This is a genomic window from Stenotrophomonas sp. CS3K5, from assembly GCF_059515225.1.
The window spans coordinates 149,425-171,920 of sequence record NZ_JCAKRX010000001.1; the positions used below are offsets into that span (position 1 = coordinate 149,425).

The following is a 22,496-nucleotide window of genomic DNA, read 5'->3' on the forward strand; positions in this document are numbered from 1 at the left end:
GATACCCGCATTCATAATGCCAGTTAATACCCTTGAGACGGATACCGGGAATCCCCGACGGGCGATCGCCGTGGAGGGGCCCACCCGCCCTCGGCAGATCGCACCGGCAGCGGCTGATGCACCTTGTGGCCCGGCATCGGTACCGGCACCCGGGTGCCCCAGCAGTTACCATGGACGGCCCTGTCCCTGCTCCGCCGCCGCAGCCTTCCGGCGCGGCCGGATGCCCCGATCCACGAGTCCCATGTCCAAAGACAAGTCCGCCGAACACACCCCGCTGATGAAGCAGTTCTTCGCAGCCAAGTCCGACTACCCGGACCTGCTGCTGTTCTTCCGCATGGGCGACTTCTACGAGCTGTTCTACGACGATGCACGCAAGGCCGCGCGCCTGCTCGACATCACCCTGACCCAGCGCGGCAGTTCCGGCGGCGCGCCGATCCCGATGGCCGGTGTGCCGGTGCATGCCTACGAAGGCTATCTGGCGCGGCTGGTGGCGCTGGGCGAGTCGGTGGCCATCTGCGAGCAGATCGGCGATCCGGCGCTGGCCAAGGGGCTGGTCGAACGCAAGGTAGTGCGCATCGTCACCCCCGGCACGGTCACCGACGAGGCGCTGCTGGACGAGCGCCGCGACACCCTGCTGATGGCCCTGTCGCGTACCCGCCAGGGCTACGGCCTGGCCTGGGCCGACCTGGCCGGTGGTCGCTTCCTGGTCAACGAAGTGGAGACCGACGACGCGCTGGAAGCCGAACTGGCGCGCCTGGAGCCGGCCGAACTGCTGGTGCCTGACGAAGAGAACTGGCCGGAGTTCCTGCGCCAGCGCACCGGCGTGCGCCGCCGCGCACCGTGGCTGTTCGACGCCGACAGCGGCCGCCGCCAGCTGCTGGCCTTCTTCAAGCTGCATGACCTGAGCGGTTTCGGCATCGACGACAAGCCGCGCGCCACCGCCGCCGCCGGCGCCCTGCTGGGCTATGTGGAGGAAACCCAGAAGCAGCGCCTGCCGCACCTGACCTCGATCGCGATGGAAACCGCCGGCGAGGCAATCGCGATGAACGCCGCTACCCGCCGCCACCTGGAGCTGGATACGCGCGTCGACGGCGATACCCGCAACACCCTGCTGGGCGTGCTCGACAGCACGGTCACGCCGATGGGCGGGCGGCTGCTGCGGCGCTGGCTGCATCGTCCGCTGCGCCTGCGCGAGGTGCTGGTGCAGCGCCATCACGCCGTGGAAACCCTGATTGATCGCGGCGGCGACGCCGACATCCGCGAGCAGTTCCGCCGCCTGGGTGATCTGGAGCGCATCCTCACCCGCGTTGCACTGCGCTCGGCGCGCCCGCGCGACTTCTCCACCCTGCGTGATGGCCTGGGCCTGCTGCCGGCTGTGCGCGAGGTGCTGGCACCGCTGGATTCGCCGCGCCTGCAGACCCTGCACGCCGCGCTGGGCGAGCACGACGAATGCGCGCAGCTGCTGGCGAGCGCGATTGCCGAAATGCCACCGCTGAAGCTGAGCGATGGCGGCGTGCTGGCTGATGGCTTCGACGAGGAACTGGACGAACTGCGCCGGCTGTCGACCCACGCCGACCAGTTCCTGGTCGACCTGGAACAGCGCGAACGCGAAAGCAGCGGCATTCCCACCCTGAAGGTGGGCTACAACCGCGTGCACGGCTACTACATCGAAATCAGCAAGGGCCAGTCCGAGCGCGCGCCGGTGCACTACACCCGCCGGCAGACGTTGACCAATGCCGAGCGCTACATCACCGAAGAACTGAAAGCGTTCGAAGACAAGGTGCTGTCCGCGCGCGACCGTTCGTTGTCGCGCGAGAAGTACCTCTACGAACAACTGCTCGACACGCTGGGCAGCCAGCTGGAACCGCTGAAGCAGTGTGCGGCGGCGCTGAGCGAACTGGACGTGCTGGCCGCCTTCGCCGAGCGCGCACAGGCGCTGGACTGGGCACGCCCGGAACTGCAGGCCGAGCCCTGCCTGAAAATCGAACGCGGCCGCCACCCGGTGGTCGAGGCGGTGCGCGAACAGCCGTTCGAACCCAACGATCTGGACCTGCATCCAGACCGTCGCATGCTGGTCATCACCGGCCCGAACATGGGCGGTAAATCCACCTACATGCGGCAGAACGCGCTGATCGTGCTGCTGGCCCACATCGGCAGCTTCGTGCCGGCCAGCCGCGCGTTGATCGGCCCGATCGACCGCATCCTCACCCGCATCGGCGCCGGCGACGACCTGGCGCGCGGGCAATCCACCTTCATGGTGGAAATGGCCGAAACCAGCTACATCCTGCACCACGCCACCGCGCACTCGCTGGTGCTGATGGACGAGATCGGCCGTGGCACCTCCACCTATGACGGCCTGGCGCTGGCCGACGCGGTGGCGCGCCACCTGGCCTACCAGAACCGCTGCTACACGCTGTTTGCCACCCACTACTTCGAACTGACCGCGCTGGCCGACGAACAGCACGAGGGCGGCCGCAGCGGCATTGCCAACGTGCACCTGGACGCGGTCGAGCATGGCGAGGCGCTGGTGTTCATGCACGCAGTGAAGGACGGCCCGGCCAACCGCAGCTTCGGCCTGCAGGTGGCGGCGCTGGCCGGCCTGCCGCGCGCGACCGTGGCGCAGGCGCGTCGTCGCCTGGCCGAGCTGGAACAGCGTGGCGGCGAAAGCCACGCGGCCGAACTGGCACCGCAGGCACTGGACGCACCGCAGCAGTTTGGCCTGTTCAGCGCGCCATCCAGCAAGGCGCAGGAAGCGCTGGCGGCGATCGATCCGGACGAGTTGACCCCGAAGCAGGCGCTGGAAGCGCTGTACCGGTTGAAGGCGTTGTTGTAACCCAGGGCCGCCAGGCATGGCCCGGCGCTACCGGTCGACACGGCGCCCGCCCGGGCGCCATGAACCCTTCGCATTGCCGTCGTGTACCCGGCGTTATGCTCGGGCAGTCCTTCCTTCACCGAACGGAGACTGCCATGAACACCGAATCGCTTGCTGCATCTCTCTTCCAGCAGCTGCAGCAGGGCCAAGGCCTGCAGCAGGTGTCCCAGCAACTCGGCCTGGACAGCAGCCAGACCGCCCAGGCTGTCGGCAGCGCCCTGCCCCTGCTGCTCGGCGCGATGGGGCAGAACGCCAGTGAGCCACAGGGCGCGCAGTCGCTGCTCAACGCGTTGCAGCGCGACCACAGCGGTGGCGGCGGCTTCGACCTGGGCGGCATCCTGGGCGCGGTGATGGGCGGCGGTGGCAGCGGCGCCACCGATGGCGCCGGCATCCTCGGCCATGTGTTCGGTGGCCAGCAACCGCAGGCGGCACAACTGCTCGGGCAGAAGACCGGCCTCGACAGCGGCACCTCGGGCAAGCTGCTGGCGATCCTCGCCCCCATCGTGATGTCCTTCCTGGCCCAACGCTTCGCCCAGGGCGGCAACGCAGGCCAGCTGAGCCAGGCACTGGGCCAGGAAACGCAACAGTCCGGCGGCATCGGCAGCCTGCTCGGCGGAGTACTGGACCAGGACGGCGACGGCCAGTTCGGAGCCAGCGATCTGATGAAGCTGGGCGCGGGCCTGCTCAAGCGCTGATCACGCACAGGCGAGCGCGGCCATCTATAGGCATCCACTATCGCAGCGGTTGAATCAATCGAATTTACCCATCGGTAGGCGCCGCCTATGGTGGTCAGGCCTCCCCCGATTCCACCTTTCGCCAGTCCACAGGTAGAGACCCATGAAAAGCGAAGCGAAGTGCCCGTTCAACCATGCCGTCATCGGCGACGCGACGACCAACCGCGACTGGTGGCCGAACCAGTTGCGCGTGGACCTGCTCAACCAGCATTCGGCGCGCTCCAACCCGCTCGATGCCGGCTTCGATTACGCCAAGGCGTTCAAGGGGCTGGACTACGCTGCGCTGAAGGCGGACCTGAAGGCGCTGATGACCGATTCGCAGGACTGGTGGCCGGCTGACTTCGGGCACTACGGTGGCCTGTTCATCCGCATGGCCTGGCACAGTGCCGGCACCTACCGCATCGGCGACGGCCGTGGCGGCGGCGGCCGTGGCCAGCAACGCTTCGCACCGCTCAACAGCTGGCCGGACAATGTCAGCCTGGACAAGGCCCGGCGCCTGCTGTGGCCGATCAAGCAGAAGTACGGCCAGGCCATTTCCTGGGCCGATCTGCTCATCCTCACCGGCAACGTCGCGCTGGAATCGATGGGGTTCAAGACGTTGGGCTTCGCCGGCGGCCGCCCCGACACCTGGGAGCCGGACCAGGATGTCTACTGGGGCCGCGAGACCACCTGGCTGGGCGGCGACGTGCGCTACAAGCATGGCTCGGAAGGCGTTGAAGAGAACCATGGCGTGCTGGTGTCCGATGACGACGCCGATGGCGACGTGCACTCGCGCAAGCTGGAAAACCCGCTGGCTGCGGTGCAGATGGGCCTGATCTACGTCAATCCGGAAGGCCCGGATGGCAACCCGGATCCGGTGCTGGCCGCGCATGACATCCGCGATACCTTCGGCCGCATGGCCATGGACGACGAGGAGACCGTCGCGCTGATCGCCGGTGGCCACAGCTTCGGCAAGACCCACGGTGCCGGCCCGGCCGACAACGTCGGCAAGGAACCCGAAGCCGCCGGCCTGGAAAACCAGGGGCTGGGCTGGGCCAACAGCTTCGGCAGCGGCAAGGGCGGCGATGCCATCACCAGCGGCCTGGAAGTGACCTGGACGCGTACCCCGGCGCAGTGGAGCCACGACTTCTTCGAAATCCTGTTCGGCAACGAGTGGGAACTGAGCAAGAGCCCGGCCGGTGCGCACCAGTGGGTGGCCAAGAATGCCGACGCGGTGATTCCCGACGCGCACGATCCGTCGAAGAAGCACCGCCCCACCATGCTCACCACCGACCTGTCACTGCGCATGGATCCGGCCTACGAAAAGATCTCGCGCCGTTTCCTCGCCGAGCCGCAGGCCTTCGCCGATGCCTTCGCCCGCGCCTGGTTCAAGCTGACCCACCGCGACATGGGCCCGCGCGCGCGTTACCTCGGCCCGGAAATTCCCGCCGAACAGTTCATCTGGCAGGACCCGCTGCCGGAAGCACAGCACCCGCTGATCGATGCCAGGGACATCGCCGCACTGAAGCAGCAGATCGCCGCAGCGGGCCTGAGCGTAGCCGAGCTGGTCTCCACCGCATGGGCGTCGGCCTCGACCTTCCGTGGTTCGGACAAGCGCGGCGGCGCCAATGGTGCACGCATCCGCCTGGCGCCGCAGAAGGACTGGGCGGTGAACCAGCCGCAGCAGCTGGCCAAGGTGCTGGCCGCGCTGGAGAAGGTGCAGGCCAGCTTCAATGCCGGCGGCAAGCACGTCTCACTGGCCGATCTGATCGTGCTGGCCGGTGGCGTGGGTGTCGAACAGGCCGCCAAGGCCGGTGGTCATGAGGTCAGCGTGCCGTTCACCCCGGGCCGCACCGATGCCAGCCAGGAACAGACCGATGTCGAATCGTTCGCGGTGCTGGAACCGGCCGCCGATGGCTTCCGCAATTACCTGAAGGGCGCCTACAGCGTGCCGGGTGAGGCGCTGCTGATCGACAAGGCACAGCTGCTTACGCTGACCGCGCCGGAGATGACCGCACTGGTCGGCGGCCTGCGCGTGCTAGGTGCCAATGCCGACGGCGGCAAGCACGGCGTGTTCACCGCGCGCCCGGGCACGCTCAGCAACGACTTCTTCGTCAACCTGCTGGACATGGGCACGCAGTGGAAGGCCACCGGCCGTGAAAGCTACGAAGGCCGTGACCGCAACGACGGTGCTGCACGCTGGACCGGTACCCGCGCCGACCTGGTGTTCGGTTCCAATGCGGTGCTGCGCGCACTGGCCGAGGTCTATGCCAGCGCCGATGGCGAGAAGAAGTTCGTGCAGGATTTCATCGCCGCCTGGACCCGGGTGATGGAGCTGGACCGCTACGACCTGCACGGTTGACGTGCCTCGGTAGGTGCCAACCTGGGTTGGCACACCCAATCGCCCACCAAGGTGGGCGACTACCAGAGCGATCCGACGGCGGCCATGACCCGGTAGATGCCAACCTTGGTTGGCATGCGGCGCAGCGACGGCGTTCTCAACGCGCCCCGTCTTTCAACCGTTGCAGGATCGGCGCGAACAGCGGCGCCTGCATCGAACGCGGTGGCTGCACAGGCTCACCCTTCTCCACCGCCTGCCAGTACGAGCCCGGCAGCGCCGTGTCGCCCAGCTCATAGTCCATGCCGTCCCAACCGTCTTCGCGGAAAGCGTAGAAGGCCCAGTGAACCCGCTGCTGCTCGGCCACGGCCAGCACGTCGCGCATATAGCGGGCACAGTCCGGCCAGCGCCGCATGCAGCCGAACTCACCGATTACCATGCGGTTGGCGCCGATGCCGTGGGTCCTGGCCCAGTTCATCGGCTGCTGCAGGTACGCCTGCACGCGCGCGGCATCCCAGCGTTCACTGTGCTCACCGAACGGCACCAGGCCCGGATACCGGTACGGCGTGGCGCGCTTCTGGTTCGGCGCACTGGTCGCCGCATACGGCTCGTACATGTGCACGCTGTAGAGCAGCCGGGTATCGGCCAACGGCGCTGGCCAGTAGTTGAATCCATCGGCGGCGGCATACCAGCCCGCATCCAGCATCAACGGCATGTCCGCATCGACCTCGCGGATGCTGGCGATCAGCGCCGAGTAGAAGCGGCGCAGATCGCGCGGACCGTCCTGCACACCGGCATACCACTGCCGCATGGCATCGGTCGAGGCATGTTCGGCCAGGCCTGCACCGTACTCCGGCACCGGCTCATTGATCAGATTGTAGGCCGCCAGCGCGGGATGCCCCTTCAATGCCGTGGCCAGGTCATGCCAGAAGCGCTGCGCAGGCAGATGGTTGTCCATCGACTGCCACAGCCGCTGGTCGACCACGCCATTGTTCTTCTGCTTCCAGCGCAGCAGGGGCAGCGACAACGGCACCAGTACCACCTTCAGGCCCGAGGCATTGGCGTCATCCAGCGCACGCCGCAGGATGGCCACGTCGGCCTGCACCAGCCCCTGATAGCGATCGGCATCGCCCATCAGGAAGTCGCGGCCGCCGGCACTTTTCCACTTGTCCGGGCTCAGCCGGACCCAGGTCGCGCCGGTATCCCGCAGCGCCTGGAAGTAGGCACGGTCAGGCGGGTTCTCGTTGAAGCTGTTGCCACCGCGCTGCGGCGTATCCCAGAAGGTGATGTCGGCGGCGAACACCGGGGCAGCGGTGGCGAGGGGCAGGCACAACAGGCAATGGCGCAGCAACATGGCGATCTTCCATGACAGGAACACCCGACCCTGCCCGATGCAGACCCAATGATGGCTGACCGGAACCCTGCCGGCGCGTCACAGCGCGTCGATGTCACCCAGGGCGCGGATCAATCGCCGCGCACGCTTGTCCGGCTTGTGCTCCGGCGGCTGGAACCCGTCACGAGCGGCCATGCGCAGCGCCCGCTGTTCGGCGCGCCGGGCCCTGGAGGCCTCGCTCTCGGCATACAGCTGCTGCGCCACCGGTGCCGGGCCGCGCTGATCGCTCAGGCCCAGCACCCGGATCTCGAAATGCTCCTCGCCGCGATCCACCTGCAGCTGCTCGCCCACGCGCACCGCGCGCGAGGATTTCGGGCGCTGCCCGGCCACGCTGACCTTGCCGGTTTCGATGGCCTGCTTGGCCAGGCTGCGGGTCTTGAAGAAACGGGCCGCCCACAACCAGATGTCCAGGCGGACACTGGGCGACAGCGGGGAAAGCTCGGGCATGGGGCGAAACTACTCCGGTGGCTTGTTCAAAGGACGCGGATTGTCCGGGTCGACACGGCAGCCGGTGCCACCGATCAAGGGCCGCACGCCGGACGCCAGATCCTGGCGCTGGCTGCCCACCAGGCATTCGGGTCGGTCGGTCGGCCGGATCTGGGTATCACCCAACCGGTCGTCCATCGAACATGCGGCCAGTACGGCGCCGATCAAGGCCAGCACTACGCGCCACGTCACCTGCAGTCGTTGATGCATTGCCACATCCCGCAAACCGGCTTGGTGCTAGTGTGCGCCTCCCGGGATTCGATCACCACTCCATGGCCAAAGCGCCGCTTGACCTGACCTCCGGCCCGATCGGCCGCAGTCTCCTGCTGTTCTCCCTGCCGATCCTGGCAGGCAACATCGCGCAGTCGCTGAACGGCTCGGTGAACGCGGTCTGGGTGGGGCGCTTCCTTGGCGAGGCGGCGCTGACCGCCACCGCGAACGCCAACAACATCATGTTCTTCCTGATCGGCTCGGTGTTCGGCTTCGGCATGGCCTCCACCATCCTGATCGGCCAGGCCATGGGTGCGCGCGACATCGCCCAGGCGCGGCGTGTGGTCGGCACCAGCGCCACGTTCTTCATCGGGCTGTCGGTGATCATCGCCATCGCCGGCTGGTTCATGGCCCACCCGCTGCTGGCCGCGATGGGCACACCGGCCGCCTCGTTGCCCCTGGCCGAGGCCTACCTGCAGATCATCTTCCTGGCGATGCCGACGCTGTATGCGTTCGCCTTCCTTACTGCCGCGCTGCGCGGTGCCGGCGATTCGCGCACGCCGTTCCGCTTCCTGATGGTGTCGGTGGTCCTGGACATCGTGCTCAACCCCCTGCTGATCTTCGGCGTGGGCCCGCTGCCTGCGCTCGGCATCGCCGGCTCGGCCTGGGCCACCCTGGTCGCGCAGACGCTGTCACTGGCCGGCCTGCTGCTGTACATGCGCCACAAGCGCCACAGCCTATGGCTGGGCCGTGCCGACATGCACCTGTTCAAGCTCGACCTGACCATCCTCAAGGCGCTGGTGGTGAAGGGCGTGCCGATGGGCTTCCAGATGGTGCTGATCTCGCTGTCGATCATCCTGTTGATGACCATGGTCAACCAGTACGGCACCGACACCGCCGCCGGTTATGGCGCTGCGCTGCAGCTGTGGAACTACCTGCAGATGCCGGCGATGGCGATCGGCGCCGCCTGTTCGTCGATGGCCGCGCAGAACGTCGGCGCGCAGCGCTGGGACCGCGTGCGCGGCACCGCGCGCCAGGGCGTGCTGTTCAACTTCCTGCTGACCGGTGCGCTGATCCTGCCGCTGGTGGTGTTCGACCGGCAGCTGTTGGCCCTGTTCCTGCCGCCGGCCAGCCAGGCGCTGGAGACGGCCCGGCACCTGAATCACGTGGTGATCGGCTCGTTCCTGTTCTTCGGCGTCAGCTTCGTGATCTCCGGCGTGGTGCGCTCTACCGGCGCGGTGATCGCCCCGCTGCTGATCCTGGCTGCGTCGCTATGGGGCGTGCGCGTGCCGTTCGCCGAACTGCTGCAGCCCTACTGGGGCGCCGATGCGATCTGGTGGAGTTTCCCGGTCAGTTCGCTGGTCTCGATGCTGCTCTCGCTGGCCTATTACCGTTGGGGCGGTTGGCGCAAGGCAAAGATGATGGGCGCCCCGTCGCACGCCGAAGAGCTGGCCACGCCCTCGGAAATCCCCGCCTGCCCGCCCTCGCCGGTGGCCGACCCGGATGCCGCACCGCCACGGTAGTGCCCGCCGCTGGCCGGCGCTACCGCTTCTTCTTTGCCGCGTTGTACTTCGCTGCTTCACGCAGCAAGGCCTTCAACGCAGGCGCATTGGGCATCGCGCCTTCATGGATGTCGATTGCGCGCCGGGTGTTGCCGTCCAGGCTGGCGTTGAACAGGCCCTTCGGGTCCGGCAGCGCGGCGCCGTGGGCGAAGGTGAGTTTCACCGCCCGCTTGTAGGTTTCGCCGGTGCACAGGATGCCGTCCTGCTCCCACACCGGCGTGCCGCGCCACTTCCACGTTTCCTGCACGTCCGGCAGTGCTTCATGGATCAGCGCACGCACGCGTGCCAGTGTTTCGCCGCGCCAGTCAGCCAGCTCGGCAATCCGTGCATCGATCAGTTCGGCGGCCGGTGTGCCGGCATCGGCAGGGTTGGGCGCATGGGTGGCCATCGGGGGCTCTCGTCGGCAAGGGGATGGGAACGTCGGGGTTACATCTGCTCGCCGGGCAGCGCGGCCGCCTGCCGCACCCAGTCGAGGAACTGCGCTTCATCCAGCGGCGCATCTTCGGCGATGTGCAGGTAGCGGGTGTCGGCACTGCGTGACGACTCGGGCGGCACCGGCGTCAGTGTCGTGCCGCGGAAGAACGCCACCTTGATGTAGCGGGTGAAGCAGTGGAAGCTGAGGAACCAGCCCGCGCCCGGCGCAACCGCATACATCGGCGAGTTCCATTTCACCGCTTTGTGCACGCCCGGCACGGCCTGGCCGATCAGCGCATCCAGCTGCACACCGATCGGCCGCTTCCAGCCGGGCATCGCGGCGATATAAGCCTGCACGGGAGCATCGCCCTCGCCCTTGGCGATCTGCGGGTTGCCGCCGGACAGCAGCGTGGGCACGGCGGCCGGTGCGGTTCGCTTGGCAGGCATCGCACGGCACCTCCCTCGGGATGAGGCTGCAGACTAGCGCGGTCCGCGCCTGGCGGTCACGGCGCGGCGCGCCATCGGCTCAGTCCGCGCGCCGGGTCCGGAACTGCCGCCAGTCCGGCAGCTTGCGGTGGCGGCGCAGCGACCGCATCAGCGCCGCCATCACCACACCGAACAGGACGCCGGCCAACAGGCCGGCCGCCAGCAGCAGCGCCAGCGGGCGCTCGCTGCCCTGCCACAGCATCAGCCACATCAGGGCGGTCCAGAACAGCCCGAACAGCAGGCCCTGCACCAGCGCGTTGGTCGCAAAACCGGCCAGGATCGGCGGCGGCAGCACAATGCCCAGGCGCCACAGCAGGCGATGCAGCAGCGGCGCCGACTGCGCACGCGCCAGCCCCCTGCCGTCGAGGAAGCGCAGCGCCGACTGGATCACGACGGGATAGCGCGGATTGATGTCGTTCATCGCCTGATCGTGGCCGATGCGATGCCGGAAACGCAAACGGCCACCCGAAGGTGGCCGTCGCGGCAACAACCGAAGTTGTTTATCAGGCCTTTTCGGCCAGACGGGCAGCCTTGGCGGCAGCAGCGGCAGCCAGGTCTTCCTTGATGCGGGCAGCCTTGCCTTCCAGGCCACGCAGGTAGTACAGCTTGCCGGCGCGGACCTTACCACGACGCTTCACTTCGACCGAGTCGATGATGGCGCTGTGGGTCTGGAACACGCGCTCGACGCCGTAGCCGTGCGAGATCTTGCGCACGGTGAACGAGGAGTTCAGGCCGGCGTTCTTGGTGGCGATGACAACGCCTTCGTAGGCCTGCACGCGCTCGCGGCTGCCTTCCTTCACCTTCACGTTGACGACAACGGTGTCGCCCTGGCTGAACTTCGGCAGTTCACGGGTGATCTGGGCGGATTCGAATTCCGCGACGATGGACTTGTTCAGCTTGCTCATGGTTACACCGATTCTTGTTCGGGTGGGCGTGTCGTATCGACAACGTAGGCTCATGCAGTCACCGGACTGTGCTGCACGTTTGTTTTGGGTACTGCGCACGCCGGCCGGGGCCGACGGGAATTGGCCATGATAGCCGATAAAGCCAGCCTTGCGCTAGGGGCTGGCCTTCTGTTTCCGGGCCTGGCGGCCCTGTTCCAGCAGTTTGCGGTCGGCCTTGCCCAGCGCCTGTTCATCCAGCAGGTCCGGGCGCCTCTCGGCGGTACGGACCAGCGACTGCTGGCGACGCCAGGCGGCGATGGCCGCATGGTTGCCCGAGCGCAGCACGTCCGGCACGTCACCCAGCGGGTGCTGGGCCGGCTGGCTGTAGTGCGGGCAGTCGAGCAGGCCCAGGTCCCCCTCGAAGCTGTCCTGGGCCGCCGATTCGGCGTCATTCAGGGCCCCGTCCTGCAGGCGGGCCACGGCGTCGATGATCACCGCCGCACCCAGTTCGCCACCGGACAGCACGTAGTCGCCGAGGGAAATCTCCTCGTCGACGTTGGCCCCCAGGAAACGCTCGTCGATGCCTTCATAACGGCCGCAGAGCAGGACCATGCGCGGCAGTGCCGCCAGTTCCCGCACCTTGGCCTGGGTCAACGGCGCTCCCTGTGGGCTGAGGTAGATCACCCGCGCCGGGGTCGGATCGGCCTCGCGGATCGCCTGCAGGCAGGCCTGCAGCGGCTCGATCAGCATCACCATGCCCGGGCCACCACCGAACGGACGGTCATCCACCCGGCGGTAGTTGCCTTCGGCGTAATCACGGGGGTTCCAGCCATGCAGGCTGAACAGCCCCTTCTCCTGCGCGCGCCCGACCACGCCCAGTCCAGCGGACTGGGCGAGGAACTCGGGGAACAGGGTGATGACGTCGAAACGCATGCTCACACTCAGAACTCGGGATCCCAGTCGACCACGACCAGGTTGGCCTCGAAGTCGACCGACTTGACGAAGTCCGGCTGCACGAACGGAATCATCCGCTCGCGGTCACCGCGGACCACCACCACGTCATTGGCGCCGGTGCTGAACAGATGCGAGACCTGGCCCAGGGCAACGCCCTCGGTGGTCTTCACATCCAGGCCTTCCAGATCCACCCAGTAGTATTCGTCGGGTTTCGGCGGCGGCAAGGCACTGCGCGCCACATAGATCTCGGTGCCGCGCATCGCTTCGACCGCATCACGGTCCTCAACGCCGGGGAAACGGGCGACCAGGTGCTTGCCGCTGTCGCGGCCACGCACACCTTCAATCGTGGTTTCCACGCCGGACGGGCTGCGCACGATCCACGGCTGGTAACGGAAAATGGCGGAACGTGGCTCGGTCCAGGACTCGAGCTTGATCTCGCCGCGCACACCAAAAGCGCCGACAACCCTGCCCAGCAGGATGCGGCGCTCGATATCTTTCATCTGCTTCAACCAAGAGGGCCACGCCGAAGCGTGGCCCGTCAGGATCAGGCCGCAGCGGCCTGGGACTTGGTCGCTTCCTTGATCAGGTTGCGGACCTTGTCGGTCGGCTGAGCGCCGTTCTTGACCCAATGGTCAACGCGGGCCAGGTCCAGCTCGATGCGCTTCTCGGCGCCCTGGGCGACCGGGTTGTAGAAGCCAACGCGCTCGATGTTGCGGCCGTCGCGCGCGCTGCGCACGTCGGTGACGATGATGTGGTAGAACGGACGCTTCTTGGCGCCGCCGCGGGTCAGTCGAATCTTGACCATGGTGTTTTTCCTATTGCCCAGTCGCCAGGATGGCGAGGTAAGCGGGCGATTATAGCGGCAGAGCCGGGCCGAGCCAACCCCAGGCACCTGCTCCCGGGGTCAGAGCCTTTTTGCCGCGCAAAAGGGCTCTGACCCCAGCGCGTCCCACGGCACGCCCGCCAGTGCCGCCCTGCCCTGTTCAGCCAGCGCCTGCGACCCCGGCAGCACCCGCCCGTCGATGGCGTCCAGCGCCCACAGGCCGCTGGCGTTGCAGGCAAAGGCCGCCTTCACACCGGCCAGCGCCGCTCGCGGCAGCGGCCGGGTTACCTGCGGACCGGGCCAATGCTGCTTCAGCAGGCTTTCGGCCGTACCGCGCAGGGCAGGCGCGCGCGGCCAGAGCAGCTGATGGCCGTCGTGCACGGCCAGGTTCCAGGTCGTGCCTTCGCTGATGCAGTCATCGCTGCCGACCAGCAGGGCATCGTCGAAGCCCTCGGCCAGCGCCGCCCGACGCTGCGCGAACAGCCCAAACGTACCCACGTGCTTGATCTGCGGCAGTTCGCGCTGCCAGGCCACGCTGCGCACACGCTTCGGTGCACTCAGCGTCACCGGCGCGGACACCGCCACCAGCACATCCACCGGCACCTCCGCCAGCGGATTGCGGAAATCGAAGTGGCGCGAATACACGGTCACCCGCAGCGAGGCATCGGCCTGACCTGACTGTCGCACTGCCAGCGCCATCCATGCCTGCACCTGCGCCGCGTCCAGCTCGCTGCCGAACAGTTCACGCGTTGCCTGTGACAGCCGCGCCAGATGCTGGTCCAGACCCTGCGCGGCATGGCCACGCACCTGCAGGGAAGTGAAGTGACCGTAGTTCACCAGCGCCGGCAGCAGGTCCTCGACCCGTGCCGGCTGGCCGTTGCAGGTTACCGTCATCGCAGCAGCGCCTGCGCCTGTTCCCACATGCCACGCAGCACCTCGGCTGCCGGTCGTGCCGGCGCCATCCACGCCGACTGCCCGGCCCAGGCCTGCATCGCCGCCAATTCATTGCGCTGCGCCGCTTGCTTGCGCATCGGCGCGGTCAGCCCGCGCTGCACCGGGTACGGGCGTGGCGCCGGGGCGCCTTCGGCGGCGGCCGCGCGCACATAGGCCGTGGCCAGACCACGACCCAGGCGCCCACTGAAGGCGCGGGTCGGCCAGGTGTCTTCCGGTTCGCTGGCGGCCAGCCCATCGGCCCAGGCCGAGGCAATGGCCGCTTCGGGCGTGCGCAGGAAAGCGGTGCCGATCTGCACCGCACTGGCCCCCAACGTAAGCGCTGCAGCGATGCCGCGACCGTCGGCAATGCCGCCGGCGGCAATCACCGGAATCTGCAGGTGATCGGCCAAGCGGGGCAGTAGCGCGAACAATCCCACCAGCTGGCGTTCGGCCATCGCCGGGTCGAACGAACCACGGTGACCGCCCGCCTCCACGCCCTGCGCCACGACGGCATCTGCACCCGCATCCTGCGCTGCGCGCGCTTCGGACAGCGTGGTCGCGCAGGCAATCCAGGCGATGCCGGCGTCCTTCAGTTGCTGCACGTAGCGTGGCTGCAGCACGCCCATGATGGTCGAGGCCACCGCCGGGCGCGCGGCCAGCAGCGCGGCGAACTGTTCGTCGAAATCGGCGGGCGTGGCGTCGGCAGCACTGGCGGGCACGTCCGGACCCCACTGCGCGAGGAAGGCGCGACTGGCGGCCTCGGCGGCGACATCGCGGGTCGGTGCGGGGTCCGGCAGCCACAGGTTCACCTGCGCCGGGCCGGTCGAAGCGGCGCGGAAATCGTCCATCCAGCGCCCGATGTCGGCCGATGACGACAGCACCGCGCCCATCGCGCCCATGCTGCCAGCATTGGCCAGTGCAGCCGACAACGGCACCGGGCAGGCGCCGGCCATCGGTGCCAACAGGATCGGGACGGAAACGTCAAAGCGCCGGCAGAACGCCTCGACGCGGGAAGTTACAGCGGAGCTCTGCATGACGGCCCATCGTTTCGGACAGGCCCCCATGGTGCGCGCAGGGCGGGGGTAGAGTCGAGCCTGCTCGACTGGACTACCAACAGCAGTCGAGCAAGCTCGACTCTACGCAGGGCGCGCCGACCACAGCGCGCGCCCACGCATCAACAGATCAACGGAACGGCATGCCACGGCCGCCCATGGCGCCCATCATGCCCTTCATGCTGCGCAACATGCCCTTCATGCCGCCGCCAGCCATCTTGCTCATCATCTTTTCCATCTGCATGTACTGCTTCATCAGCTTGTTGACGTCGGCCGGGGTCACGCCCGAGCCCTTGGCGATGCGCGCACGGCGCGAGCCGTTCAGCAGGTTCGGATTGCGCCGTTCCTTCTTGGTCATCGAACCGATGATGGCGATCATGCGCGGCACTTCCTTGCCCTGGCTGACCTGCTGCTTCAGATGGTCCGGGATGTTGCCCAGACCCGGCAGCTTGTCCATCAGGCCGCCGATGCCGCCCATGTTCTGCATCTGCTCCAGCTGGTCACGCATGTCGTTCAGGTCGAACTTCTTGCCCTTGGCGACCTTCTCGGCCAGCTTGGCGGCCTTGTCCTTGTCGACCTGCTGCTCGACCTGCTCGACCAGCGACAGCACGTCGCCCATGTCCAGGATGCGGCTGGCGATACGGTCCGGATGGAACACATCCAGACCTTCCGGCTTTTCGCTGACACCGACGAACTTGATCGGCTTGCCGGTGATGTAGCGCACGCTCAGCGCGGCACCACCACGGGCGTCACCGTCGGTCTTGGTCAGCACCACACCAGTCAGCGGCAGCGCATCGCCGAACGCCTTGGCGGTGTTGGCCGCGTCCTGGCCGGTCATGGCATCGACCACGAACAGGGTTTCAGCCGGGTTGACCGCCGCATGCAGGGCCTTGATCTCGGCCATCATCGCTTCGTCGATAGCCAGGCGGCCGGCGGTATCGACCAGCAGCACGTCGACGAACGACTTGCGCGCATCGTCGATGGCGGCGCGCACGATGGCCTCCGGCTTCTGGTCGGCGCTGGACGGGAAGAACAGCACGCCGACCTGCTCGGCCAGGGTCTTCAGCTGCTCGATCGCGGCCGGACGATAAACGTCGGCCGAGACCACCATCACCTTCTTCTTGCGCTTTTCCTTCAGGTGCTTGGCCAGCTTGCCCACGGTGGTGGTTTTGCCGGCGCCCTGCAGGCCGGCCATCAGGATGATGGCCGGGGCCGGAACATTCAGGTTCAGGTCGCTGGCTTCGGCGCCCATCACTGCGGTCAGCTCGTCGCGCACGACCTTGATCAGCGCCTGGCCCGGGGTCAGCGACTTCAGCACTTCCTGGCCGACCGCGCGCACCTTGATGCGCTCGATCAGGGCCTGCACCACCGGCAGCGCGACATCGGCCTCAAGCAGCGCGATGCGGACTTCGCGGGTCGCCTCGCGGATGTTCTCCTCGGTCAGGCGGCCACGGCCACGCAGGCGCTCGATGGTGCCGGAAAGGCGCTGGGTCAGGGACTCGAACATGCGGCGCAACCTGTCTGAAAGCGGGGGACAATAAGGCAGACAGTATAGCGGGTCCGCCCCGCCGCCCGCGCCGCGACGCCGCGGCCGTCGCCACCACGGCGGGGGTATGCGAAACTGCAACGATGACAATCGTTCTCATCGCCGTCCTGCTGTACCTGGCTGCCAGTGCCCTGCTGGTGCGGGCGCTCGGCCGCGATGAAACCGCCGGCTCGCCGATCTGGCTGTGGCCGGCCCTTCCGGCGATGCTGCTGCATGGCGGCTACCACGTGATGGTGGCGATGCGTACCAGCGGCGGCCCGGACATGCATTTCTTCGCCGCGTTGTCGCTGGTCGGTCTGGGCATGGCGTGGCTGACCTCGCTGGTCGGTGCGCGCGGGCGGATGTCGGCGCTGGGGGTGGTGGTGTTCCCGCTGGCCGCCGCCCTGCTGCTGGCCTACCACGGCTATGGCCACGAACCGAGCAAGGTCCTGGGCTGGCGCCTGGCCAGCCATGCCTGGCTGGCGCTGCTGGCCTACGCCACGCTGAGCATTGCGGCGCTGCTGGCGATCATGCTGTGGCTGCAGGAACGCGCCCTGCGCCGCCGTGAGTTCCGCCCGTGGCTGCGCGCCCTGCCGCCACTGGCCGACCTGGAATCGCTGCTGTTCCGGGTGATCACCGTGGGTTTCGCGCTGCTGACCCTGACCCTGGTCACCGGCGTGCTGTTCGTCGATGACCTGCTGGCGCAGAAGCTGGTGCACAAGACCGTGCTGAGCGTGCTGTCGTGGATCGTGTTCGGCGTGCTGCTGATCGGTCGCCGCCGCTACGGCTGGCGAGGCATGAAAGCCGTGCACTGGACACTGGCAGCGATGCTCTTGCTGCTGCTGGCGTTCTTCGGCAGCCAGTTCGTGATCGAGCTGGTGTTCGGGCATACGCGATAGAGGCGTGCCGACCAACGGTCGGCACCCACCCCGGTAGTGCCGGCCGCAGGCCGGCAATTGGACAGCACCATGGGTGGATGCCGTAGGCGGTTCAGGGCACCGGCTGCGCCAGGATCTTCCGCACCGAACGGCCGCTGTTGGTGCGGATGTCATCGACCTGCCAGCACCCCTGGCCTTGGCGCACCATCGACAACCGGGTCACGTAGGCAGCCTTCCACACCGAGTACCGCATTTCGACCTGGCCGGTAGCCGCCGAAGTCTCTATCCAGCTGTAGCGCACCGGGCTGTCGATGTCGCCGTCCTGCGCATCCAGCCACGGGTCCGAATCGATCGTGCAGATGCCTTCCTCGCGCTGCTGGCAAACACGCTCACCGCGCAGCGCCTTGCCGAAGGCCGCGCTGACCAGCGCCGGCGGCGGCGCCAGCAGATCACCATTGCCGATCGTCGCCTCGTAGAAGGCGCGGGCCACAGCCGCAGGCTCCTGGCAGGCAGGTACAGCCTGTACGGCCGGCGCCAGCAGCAGGCCGGCGATCATCAACATCCCTGTCTTTCGCATTGCGTTCGTCCTTGAGGTAGTGCCGGCCGCTGGCCGGCAATTGCAGATATCCAAGGGGCTGCCGGCCAGCGGCCGGCACCACCCGATACCAGGATTACAGCCCGTAGCGCTCGATCACATCCAGGTGCGGCTGGCGGTCCTGGTCGCAGGCCTCGGCCAGGCGCAGCCAGCAGTGCGGATGCGGCCAGTCAGCGGTGGCCTGCTGCAGGAAACGGTGCAGCGCCAGCGGCGCATGGTCCTGCGGCTGGGCGACCGTGAACAACAGGCCGGGCAGCGTTCCATCTGGCTCATCCGGGTCAGTCACCGTGTAGTCGGCGCGGCTGTGCGACCACACCTGCCAACCCTGTGCCTCGGCCGATTCGACCAGCGCGTTCCAGGCGTCCTCGCCCGGGTGCGCGCCATCGATCAGCCAGCTGCGGGCGAAACCGCCCCGCTCCAGCACATGCACCTGCGCGTAGGTCGGGATGAAGTGCTGGCGCGCCTCTTCCTCCTCCGGCGCCGGATGCACCAGGGCGGCATCGAACACCACCCAGTCGCCGACCTGCTGGGCGCGGTTGGCCGGGGCGTTCTCGACGATGCGCGCGGTCACCGGGCCAGTGCGCCGGGCGTAGTACTCCATCGGCTCGCCCTCCTCTTCGCTGCGGATGATCACCCAGCCCCAGGGCTCCTCGACAACCCCCTCCTGGCTGGACAGCTCCATGCCGATGGCCGCCGCCGAGCGACGTACCGCATCCCAGTCGCGCGCCGCGCTGGCCGCGCTCATGTGATCCCAGTGGGCGGCGTTGGGGTCTTCCAGCAGCTCCACCAGCTGTGCGTAGCAGGCCTGCGCCTCGCTGAAGCGCCCGGTCTCCATGTACATGCGTGCCAGCGTGCCGCGCGCGCCGTTCGACCCCGGCGACAGCGCCAGCAGCGCCTGAGCTGCCTGCTCCAGCGCCGGCCAGTCGGACACACGGCGCGCACGCTGCACCTCGCACCAGTGCGCGAACACCGGCACGCTGCCGCGGTAAGCATCGGCCAGCTGGCGCAGGCCCTCGTCGTCGCCCTGCTCGGCCAGCCAGCGCATCAGCGTATAGGCGGCCGCGCCATCTTCCTGCAGATGTGCCCGCACGAACCGCCACAGCAACGCGCGGGCTTCGGCCTGCGCGCCGCACGCATTGAGTGCCGAGGCCGCCATTTCGGCCAGCGCCTCATCGTCAGGACACTGCGCATGCGCCTGCAGCAACCACTGCGCCTCGCGCTCGGGGTCCCGTGCCTGGCTCTGTTCGCCCTGCGCACCCAGCCAGGCCAGCAGCTCGGTGGCCGGCACCGGCAGCGGCGCCGCTTCCGGCAAGGCCTCAATGCGTGCGGCCAGGCCGGCCACCAGCGCCGCCGCACCGCGGTCCTGGCGCAGCTGCGCCAGATGGGTACGGGCCAGTTCCAGCTGACGCTGCGCCACCCAGCGCGCGCCACGCTGCAGGGCCAGCTCCAGGCTCAGTGCCGCCACCTCGATCAGCAGGCGGTGCGAACCGACCCGGGCGAAGTGCTCGATGATGGTGTTGAAGCGGGTACCCAGATCCCAGGTATTGCGCTGCGGATCGCGCTGGCACAGTGCAGCGGCCGTGTTGGCCCACAACCGCCAGTAGGTCGGGGTCAGTTCGCTCCACGGCACCAGCTGCTGCAGTGCTTCTTCGTCGCGTCCGAGCTGGGCCAGCGCCCAGGCCTTGGACAGACGGCGCGGCACCGTGCAGTTGGCCGGCTCGTACTCGCCGGATGCGGCCACTTCGGCTTCGCGCTTGTCGATCAGCGCCAACGCTTCTTCGGCACGGCCCATGCCGAGCAGGATCTTGATCTGCATCTCCGGGAAGCTGTCGAACACTTCCTTGCCGCAGGCCTCGATCGCGTCGGACTGCACCTGCAGGTACGCCAATGCATCCTGGCCACGGCCATCATCGAGCAGCGCATCGGCCTTCTCGCAGCTCAGGCACTGGAAGCAGGCCCAGCTCGGGTCGATGCGCGCCAGCGTTTCATCGCACACCTCGATGCGCTCGGGCACCCAGCCCGGGCCGTCGATGTTGCCGTAGCAGGCGGCCAGATCCTGGGTCACGCAGATCGACTGCGGGCACTCCAGCGTATCCTCGCGATGCGCACGTTCGAACAGCGCGACCGCCTCGCCCAGCGCACTCTCACCCTCGACGCGGTTGCCGACGCGGTTGCGCAGCGCCCAGTGGCCGACGTAGACGTCGACCCACGGATTGTCCAGCGCCTTGCCCAGCGCGCGCGCTTCCGGCAGCAGAGCGTCGACGCGATCGACGTGCAGCTCGCTCACCTCGTCGGCGAGCCGGTTCAGCAGGTGCGCATTCTGCGCCTGGCCGGCCTGGCGCAGGTCGCCCTGCAGTTTTTCAACCCAGTTCCAGATGTCCACGGGGTCATTGCTCCTGTCTAGCGAAGGCTGGATGAGAAGGTGCGGTGCTCAGCGCAGCATCTGCTGCAGGGCACCGGCGATATCGGTAAAGGCGCCGTTGAGATCCGGGCCGGGCGTGGCTGCCGCACGTGCCAGCGGGCGCCCCTGCGCGGCGACGATGATCTTCAGCGAGCGCAGCAGGCGCGCCGCCGCTTCGGCCTGTGGATGGCCCTCGCGCTGTGCGCGCAGCAGCGCCTGCACCGCGGGATTATCGAGGTTGAGGTACAGCCGCGACGGTGCACGCGACTCGATGCGCGCGGTGAACTGCCGGGCCAGGCGCAGGGCCGCCATCGACACCCGCTTGTCGTTCTCGTCGTCTTCCAGGCGCTGCTTCAGTTCGGCCTCGCGGTCGGGCACCACCACCACCGGCAGCGCCTCGGGGCTGAAGCGCGCCGGCAGCAGTTGTTCGCCGTCACCGAGCTGCTCACGCAGCCAGGCCAGCTGGGTTTCGTCGAGGCTGTCGTCGCTGCGGAACAGCGCGCGGTTGCCCTGCTCGGTGCCCAGTTCCACCAGGCGCAGGCCCTTGGCCTGGGCCCAGCGGCGCAGGAACGGCACCACCGCGTAGCGATGGCCGTGTGCTACCGGCACGCCCATCGCGCGGAACAGCATTTCCTCGAAACCGCCACCGTTGTCGAGAATCACGTGCACGGCGCCACGAGCCGGCAACGCGCTGGCCGGCAGGTCGCCCTGCGAAGTCGGCACGCGCACATGCTCCATCAGCAGCTCGAACAGGCGGTCATCACACAGGGCGGCGCCCAGCAATGCCTCGTTGTGACGGGTCAGCACCCGCCGCCATGCTTCCGGCTGCTGCCGCGCAACGTCGGCCAGGCCATCGATGAGCGCTTCCAGCAACGCATGCTGCACTGCGCGGTACTGGTCATCGCGCTGCAGATCCTCGCGGCTCGCCGTCGGCGTCAGCCGCGAGGATTCGATCACCCCACCGATGAAACCAGCCCACGGCGGCAGCAGATCGCGTGCGTCATCGTCCAGCAGCATGCCGCGCACGAACACCGACAGGTTGCGGTTGTCGCTGGTGCCATAGGTGGCGCCATCCTGCACCCACAGCAGGCCGGTGGCATCACTGACGCCGTCGGCGCGCAGCGGCACGGTGACGATCGGTTCGAAATCGTGCTCGAAGCGTGCGGCGAACTGCAGCGCCTGCCGCCGTGCCTGCACCGGATGCAGGGCCACCTCGCCCTGGCCACGCCATGGCGGCGGTTCCGGGTTGAGCGCCTCGGCCGCACCACCGATGAAAATCGGCTCGGACAGCAGCGCGCAGTAGCGGCCCAGCACCTCGTGCAGGCGCGCCTCGTTGGCCAGCGGCACGAAATCCGGATGCAGCTCCAGCTCCACTTCGGTGCCGACTGCACGCGCCGGCACTTCGCTGACGGTGTACTGCTCGGCGTTGCTGGACACGTACAGGTGCCCCTGCTCCGGCGTCTGGTAGGAGGTGGTGCGCACACTGACGCGGCGCGCCAGCACGAACGCCGAGAGGAAACCGAGGCCGAACATGCCGATCAGGCCTTCATCGTCCTCGCCGCCCTGGCGCAGGCCACGGGTATAGCCGACGCCGACGGTGGCCAGGTAGTCGTGGATTTCCTGGCGGGTCAGGCCAGCACCGGTATCGGTGATGCGCAGCACGCCCGCACCGGCATCGACCTGCACCGAGATGCGCGAAGGCACCTCGGTACCGGGTTGCTCGATGCGCCGGCGGATGATCGAGTCGTGCGCGTTCTGCACCAGCTCGCGCAGGGCCACCACCGGGGTGGAATACAGGTGCTTGCCCAGCACCGTCATCAATCCATTGAGATCAACCCCGGCACGACGGATTTCGGCGTTGGGGGCAATGAGCGCGGTGTCCTGCATGTAATCGGTTACTCCTGGGCACGGAAAGACACCAGAGGGCGTCTTCGTCGAGCGGGAAAAACTAGCACAGTGAAGCTGACCGTTACTGCA

21 protein-coding genes are annotated in these 22,496 nt (G+C 67.9%); 5 read left to right on the forward strand and 16 right to left on the reverse strand.

The features are described from left to right. Window positions 1-241: 241 nt before the first annotated feature. The 3 genes from mutS to katG all read left to right on the forward strand — a co-directional run bounded on the left by mutS (window position 242) and on the right by katG (window position 5,947). A complete protein-coding gene (gene mutS / locus AC5YGJ_RS00655) occupies window positions 242-2,833 on the forward strand; it encodes a DNA mismatch repair protein MutS (protein ID WP_496185429.1) in 2,592 nt (863 codons plus the stop codon). Between the two features lie 134 nt (window positions 2,834-2,967). Further along, window positions 2,968-3,567: a DUF937 domain-containing protein gene (locus AC5YGJ_RS00660; protein WP_496185430.1), complete on the forward strand. Its 600-nt coding sequence runs from the start codon at window positions 2,968-2,970 to the stop codon at window positions 3,565-3,567. Between the two features lie 142 nt (window positions 3,568-3,709). Next, complete coding sequence (katG, locus tag AC5YGJ_RS00665; protein WP_496185431.1) at window positions 3,710-5,947, forward strand: catalase/peroxidase HPI; 2,238 nt, start codon at window positions 3,710-3,712, stop codon at window positions 5,945-5,947. 136 nt (window positions 5,948-6,083) lie between these two features. Here katG and AC5YGJ_RS00670 read toward each other — a convergent pair whose 3' ends face one another. From AC5YGJ_RS00670 to AC5YGJ_RS00680, 3 genes are all read right to left on the reverse strand, one after another. Continuing rightward, on the reverse strand, window positions 6,084-7,277 hold the full coding sequence (locus tag AC5YGJ_RS00670; protein ID WP_496185432.1) for a glycoside hydrolase family 5 protein: 1,194 nt from the start codon (window positions 7,275-7,277) through the stop codon (window positions 6,084-6,086). 78 nt (window positions 7,278-7,355) lie between these two features. Next, entirely contained in the window at window positions 7,356-7,763 is a 408-nt protein-coding gene (locus AC5YGJ_RS00675) for an RNA-binding S4 domain-containing protein (RefSeq protein ID WP_496185433.1), read from the reverse strand. A gap of 9 nt (window positions 7,764-7,772) precedes the next feature. Next, on the reverse strand, window positions 7,773-8,012 hold the full coding sequence (locus tag AC5YGJ_RS00680; RefSeq protein WP_309337309.1) for a hypothetical protein: 240 nt from the start codon (window positions 8,010-8,012) through the stop codon (window positions 7,773-7,775). Window positions 8,013-8,074: 62 nt separating this feature from the next. Here AC5YGJ_RS00680 and AC5YGJ_RS00685 point away from each other — a divergent pair, with 62 nt between their 5' ends. Beyond that, on the forward strand, window positions 8,075-9,535 hold the full coding sequence (locus AC5YGJ_RS00685; RefSeq protein WP_107230243.1) for an MATE family efflux transporter: 1,461 nt from the start codon (window positions 8,075-8,077) through the stop codon (window positions 9,533-9,535). A 19-nt stretch (window positions 9,536-9,554) separates the two neighbouring features. Here AC5YGJ_RS00685 and AC5YGJ_RS00690 read toward each other — a convergent pair whose 3' ends face one another. From AC5YGJ_RS00690 to ffh, 10 genes are all read right to left on the reverse strand, one after another. Then, window positions 9,555-9,962, reverse strand: a complete 408-nt coding sequence (locus tag AC5YGJ_RS00690; RefSeq protein ID WP_496185434.1) for a DUF1801 domain-containing protein — start codon at window positions 9,960-9,962, stop codon at window positions 9,555-9,557. Between the two features lie 38 nt (window positions 9,963-10,000). Further along, complete coding sequence (locus tag AC5YGJ_RS00695) at window positions 10,001-10,435, reverse strand: DUF1801 domain-containing protein (RefSeq protein WP_496185435.1); 435 nt, start codon at window positions 10,433-10,435, stop codon at window positions 10,001-10,003. Between the two features lie 79 nt (window positions 10,436-10,514). Then, window positions 10,515-10,895, reverse strand: a complete 381-nt coding sequence (locus AC5YGJ_RS00700; RefSeq protein WP_249844667.1) for a DUF6404 family protein — start codon at window positions 10,893-10,895, stop codon at window positions 10,515-10,517. An 82-nt stretch (window positions 10,896-10,977) separates the two neighbouring features. Then, entirely contained in the window at window positions 10,978-11,379 is a 402-nt protein-coding gene (gene rplS, locus AC5YGJ_RS00705; protein ID WP_005408597.1) for a 50S ribosomal protein L19, read from the reverse strand. A gap of 153 nt (window positions 11,380-11,532) precedes the next feature. Next, window positions 11,533-12,291, reverse strand: coding sequence for a tRNA (guanosine(37)-N1)-methyltransferase TrmD (trmD, locus tag AC5YGJ_RS00710; RefSeq protein WP_249844895.1), 759 nt, complete (start codon window positions 12,289-12,291; stop codon window positions 11,533-11,535). An 8-nt stretch (window positions 12,292-12,299) separates the two neighbouring features. Further along, complete coding sequence (gene rimM, locus AC5YGJ_RS00715; protein WP_049431209.1) at window positions 12,300-12,812, reverse strand: ribosome maturation factor RimM; 513 nt, start codon at window positions 12,810-12,812, stop codon at window positions 12,300-12,302. A 44-nt stretch (window positions 12,813-12,856) separates the two neighbouring features. After that, entirely contained in the window at window positions 12,857-13,117 is a 261-nt protein-coding gene (rpsP, locus tag AC5YGJ_RS00720; protein WP_005415733.1) for a 30S ribosomal protein S16, read from the reverse strand. Between the two features lie 99 nt (window positions 13,118-13,216). Continuing rightward, entirely contained in the window at window positions 13,217-14,029 is an 813-nt protein-coding gene (locus AC5YGJ_RS00725) for an aminotransferase class IV family protein (RefSeq protein WP_496185436.1), read from the reverse strand. Further along, window positions 14,026-15,102, reverse strand: a complete 1,077-nt coding sequence (locus AC5YGJ_RS00730) for an NAD(P)H-dependent flavin oxidoreductase (RefSeq protein ID WP_496185437.1) — start codon at window positions 15,100-15,102, stop codon at window positions 14,026-14,028. The genes AC5YGJ_RS00725 and AC5YGJ_RS00730 overlap by 4 nt, the downstream gene beginning before the upstream one ends. 148 nt (window positions 15,103-15,250) lie before the next feature. Then, window positions 15,251-16,627 (reverse strand): signal recognition particle protein, encoded by a 1,377-nt coding sequence (ffh, locus tag AC5YGJ_RS00735; RefSeq protein WP_014036403.1) that lies wholly within the window; start codon window positions 16,625-16,627, stop codon window positions 15,251-15,253. A gap of 122 nt (window positions 16,628-16,749) precedes the next feature. On the opposite strand from ffh, the gene AC5YGJ_RS00740 reads away from it, so the two are divergent. Next, window positions 16,750-17,544 carry a cytochrome C assembly family protein gene (locus tag AC5YGJ_RS00740; RefSeq protein ID WP_249844671.1) on the forward strand — a complete coding sequence of 265 codons (795 nt, stop codon included), beginning with the start codon at window positions 16,750-16,752 and terminating at the stop codon, window positions 17,542-17,544. A 91-nt stretch (window positions 17,545-17,635) separates the two neighbouring features. On the opposite strand, the gene AC5YGJ_RS00745 is transcribed toward AC5YGJ_RS00740, so the two are convergent. The 3 genes from AC5YGJ_RS00745 to AC5YGJ_RS00755 all read right to left on the reverse strand — a co-directional run bounded on the left by AC5YGJ_RS00745 (window position 17,636) and on the right by AC5YGJ_RS00755 (window position 22,406). Further along, window positions 17,636-18,100 (reverse strand): YqhG/Tai3 family protein, encoded by a 465-nt coding sequence (locus tag AC5YGJ_RS00745; RefSeq protein ID WP_496185438.1) that lies wholly within the window; start codon window positions 18,098-18,100, stop codon window positions 17,636-17,638. A gap of 94 nt (window positions 18,101-18,194) precedes the next feature. Next, on the reverse strand, window positions 18,195-20,501 hold the full coding sequence (locus AC5YGJ_RS00750) for a tetratricopeptide repeat protein (RefSeq protein ID WP_496185439.1): 2,307 nt from the start codon (window positions 20,499-20,501) through the stop codon (window positions 18,195-18,197). Window positions 20,502-20,549: 48 nt separating this feature from the next. Then, a complete protein-coding gene (locus tag AC5YGJ_RS00755; RefSeq protein WP_309337268.1) occupies window positions 20,550-22,406 on the reverse strand; it encodes an ATP-binding protein in 1,857 nt (618 codons plus the stop codon). Window positions 22,407-22,496: the final 90 nt, after the last annotated feature.

Excerpts from the sequence above, each read along its gene's own strand:
- katG (WP_496185431.1), top strand. The coding sequence starts at position 3,710 with ATGAAAAGCGAAGCGAAGTGCCCGTTCAACCATGCCGTCATCGGCGAC.
- mutS (WP_496185429.1), top strand. The coding sequence starts at position 242 with ATGTCCAAAGACAAGTCCGCCGAACACACCCCGCTGATGAAGCAGTTC.
- AC5YGJ_RS00675 (WP_496185433.1), bottom strand. The coding sequence starts at position 7,763 with ATGCCCGAGCTTTCCCCGCTGTCGCCCAGTGTCCGCCTGGACATCTGG.
- rpsP (WP_005415733.1), bottom strand. The coding sequence starts at position 13,117 with ATGGTCAAGATTCGACTGACCCGCGGCGGCGCCAAGAAGCGTCCGTTC.
- AC5YGJ_RS00660 (WP_496185430.1), top strand. The coding sequence starts at position 2,968 with ATGAACACCGAATCGCTTGCTGCATCTCTCTTCCAGCAGCTGCAGCAG.
- AC5YGJ_RS00695 (WP_496185435.1), bottom strand. The coding sequence starts at position 10,435 with ATGCCTGCCAAGCGAACCGCACCGGCCGCCGTGCCCACGCTGCTGTCC.
- trmD (WP_249844895.1), bottom strand. The coding sequence starts at position 12,291 with ATGCGTTTCGACGTCATCACCCTGTTCCCCGAGTTCCTCGCCCAGTCC.
- AC5YGJ_RS00685 (WP_107230243.1), top strand. The coding sequence starts at position 8,075 with ATGGCCAAAGCGCCGCTTGACCTGACCTCCGGCCCGATCGGCCGCAGT.
- ffh (WP_014036403.1), bottom strand. The coding sequence starts at position 16,627 with ATGTTCGAGTCCCTGACCCAGCGCCTTTCCGGCACCATCGAGCGCCTG.
- AC5YGJ_RS00745 (WP_496185438.1), bottom strand. The coding sequence starts at position 18,100 with ATGCGAAAGACAGGGATGTTGATGATCGCCGGCCTGCTGCTGGCGCCG.
- rplS (WP_005408597.1), bottom strand. The coding sequence starts at position 11,379 with ATGAGCAAGCTGAACAAGTCCATCGTCGCGGAATTCGAATCCGCCCAG.
- rimM (WP_049431209.1), bottom strand. The coding sequence starts at position 12,812 with ATGAAAGATATCGAGCGCCGCATCCTGCTGGGCAGGGTTGTCGGCGCT.
- AC5YGJ_RS00740 (WP_249844671.1), top strand. The coding sequence starts at position 16,750 with ATGACAATCGTTCTCATCGCCGTCCTGCTGTACCTGGCTGCCAGTGCC.
- AC5YGJ_RS00730 (WP_496185437.1), bottom strand. The coding sequence starts at position 15,102 with ATGCAGAGCTCCGCTGTAACTTCCCGCGTCGAGGCGTTCTGCCGGCGC.
- AC5YGJ_RS00690 (WP_496185434.1), bottom strand. The coding sequence starts at position 9,962 with ATGGCCACCCATGCGCCCAACCCTGCCGATGCCGGCACACCGGCCGCC.
- AC5YGJ_RS00680 (WP_309337309.1), bottom strand. The coding sequence starts at position 8,012 with ATGCATCAACGACTGCAGGTGACGTGGCGCGTAGTGCTGGCCTTGATC.
- AC5YGJ_RS00755 (WP_309337268.1), bottom strand. The coding sequence starts at position 22,406 with ATGCAGGACACCGCGCTCATTGCCCCCAACGCCGAAATCCGTCGTGCC.
- AC5YGJ_RS00700 (WP_249844667.1), bottom strand. The coding sequence starts at position 10,895 with ATGAACGACATCAATCCGCGCTATCCCGTCGTGATCCAGTCGGCGCTG.
- AC5YGJ_RS00670 (WP_496185432.1), bottom strand. The coding sequence starts at position 7,277 with ATGTTGCTGCGCCATTGCCTGTTGTGCCTGCCCCTCGCCACCGCTGCC.
- AC5YGJ_RS00725 (WP_496185436.1), bottom strand. The coding sequence starts at position 14,029 with ATGACGGTAACCTGCAACGGCCAGCCGGCACGGGTCGAGGACCTGCTG.